This is a genomic window from Paracoccus sp. 08, assembly GCF_024105395.1.
In the GTDB taxonomy this organism is placed as follows: Bacteria; Pseudomonadota; Alphaproteobacteria; order Rhodobacterales; family Rhodobacteraceae; genus Paracoccus; species Paracoccus marcusii.
Genome location: NZ_WEKR01000059.1, coordinates 1 through 1,913, shown reverse-complemented (window position 1 = coordinate 1,913; position 1,913 = coordinate 1). Strand labels below are relative to the sequence as shown.

Annotated in this window: 2 protein-coding genes and 1 pseudogene; all 3 read left to right on the top strand. The window is 72.7% G+C overall.

Annotation, left to right across the window (positions count from 1 at the left end; genetic code table 11):
• Nucleotides 1–212 (top strand): annotated as a pseudogene (locus tag GBO37_RS14015) (VWA domain-containing protein); the annotation flags it as partial.
• On the top strand, nt 209–826 hold the full coding sequence (locus tag GBO37_RS14010; protein WP_252929645.1) for a hypothetical protein: 618 nt from the start codon (nt 209–211) through the stop codon (nt 824–826). The pseudogene GBO37_RS14015 and the gene GBO37_RS14010, both read left to right, overlap by 4 nt.
• Nucleotides 823–1,913: hypothetical protein (locus tag GBO37_RS14005; protein WP_252929643.1), on the top strand; the 1,091-nt coding region annotated here is incomplete at its 3' end. The genes GBO37_RS14010 and GBO37_RS14005, both read left to right, overlap by 4 nt.

Genomic DNA, 1,913 nt, shown 5'->3' with positions numbered 1-1,913 from the left:
CCCCTGCGCCCGATGCGCTGGCGCAGCTGGTGCAATCGGGCGGTCAGATGGTGCTGGCACAGGATGTCGACGACTTGGCCGCCCGGCTGCGCCAGGGGGGCGATCGCCGTCGCGATCCGGCGGTGACGGCCCTGGGCTATCGCGATCTGGGGCCGTTCCTGGCCGCGCTGGCCGCCCTGCCGCTGCTGCAGATGCTGAGGCGGCGGCGATGAGGGCGGCGGCGGTCCTTCTGGTCCTGGCCGTGGCGGCGCTGGTCCTTGCCGGCCCCGCGGCGCTTGGTGCGCTGGCGCTGCGGGCGGGGKGGGACAGGCTCGCGCTGATCCTGCTGGACGATCCGGGCGCACGGGGCGTGGCCCATTACCGGTTGGGCGACCACGACCTGGCCGATGCCGATTTCGCCCGCGCGGGCCGGTCGCAGACCTACAACCGCGCGCTGTCGCTGGCCGCCACGGGCGACTATCCCCTGGCGGTCGCCTATTTCGACGCGGTGCTGTTCGCCAACCCCGCCGACGAACAGGCCCGGGCCAGTCGCGACCTGGTGGCGACGATGTTTCCGCCGCAGCAGGGCGACAGCGTCGCGCCGGGTCGCATCCTGGGGCGGGGCGGGCGTCCCGCCCCGGACGAGATGATCGCCAACGCCCTGACCGACGCCGCCGCCGAAAGCTGGCGCCGACCGGTCGAGGCGCGGGGCATGGCCGCCAGCGACGCATGGCTGGAAACCATCGCAGACGATCCGGGCGAATTCCTGGCGCTGCGGTTGCAGGCCGAACACGACCGGCGCGCCGGGCTGGGCCTGATCCGGCCCGAGGCGGGTGACCCGTGGTGATCCGGCTGATCCTCTTGCTGCTGATGCTGGCCACGCCGCTGCGCGCCGAAACCCCCGCACCCCTGGCCCCCGGAGAGGCGCGGCTGCTGATCCTGCACGATCATGGCAACCCCGTCGTGGCCGAGATGGTGCGCCTGACGCTCCGAGGCGAATACGACCTGACCGTGTCGCTGGAAAGCCTGACCTTTCCGTCGTCCGACGCCTATGACTGGATGCAGATCGACCGCGACCGCTGGTTCCAGGAACGCATCGGCGGTCGAATGATCCAGATCTTCGAACGCGACATCGCGCTGTTTCCGCGCCGGGCAGGGGACCTGACCATCGGTCCGCTGACCCATAACCTGACCAACATCACCCGCAGCGGCGTCCGCGAGGAGGTCAGCGTCACGTCGGGCACCACGCGCCTGACGGTCAAGCCCTTTCCCCATTCGGGCCGCCCCCTGACGGCACGCAGGCTGGTGCTGACGGACGAGCTGTCCGCACCGCCCGGCCGCCTGGCCAAGGACGACATCCTGACCCGCCGCGTCACCATCGAGGCCCTGGGCGCGATGGCCCATCACCTGCCGCCGCGCCCCGACATCGCCCAGCCCTGGCTGATCAGCTTTACCCTGCCCGAAACCCGCGAGACGATCCCGACCCCGGACGGCCCGGTCGCCCGCGTGGTCTGGGAATGGCAGATGCGCCCCCGCACGGGCGAGCCAGGCGTCCTGCCCGCGATCCCCTTTCCCTGGCTGGACACCGACAGCCGCCGGATCGAGGTGGCGGCGATGAAGCCGATCCCCTTCGGCTTCGCGGGTTTCAGCACCGCATCGGGGACGGGCGTCGCCCTGTATTGGCAGATGGTGGGGCTGGCGCTCTCGGGCGGGGTGGTCGCGCTGGCCGTGGTGCTGTGGGGCAGGCTGCCCGCGATCGGGCGCGGCCTGCGCCGGCTGCGGCCCGGCCCGCATGCGGCGGCGATGCGCAGGGCGGCGGCCAGCGGCGATCTGACCGGGCTGCGTGCGGCCGCGGCGGCGCATCTGGCGTGGCGCGGGGGCGGCGGGCCGGGCAGGCAAGCCTTGCTGCGCCAGTTGGACCACCAGATCTATGC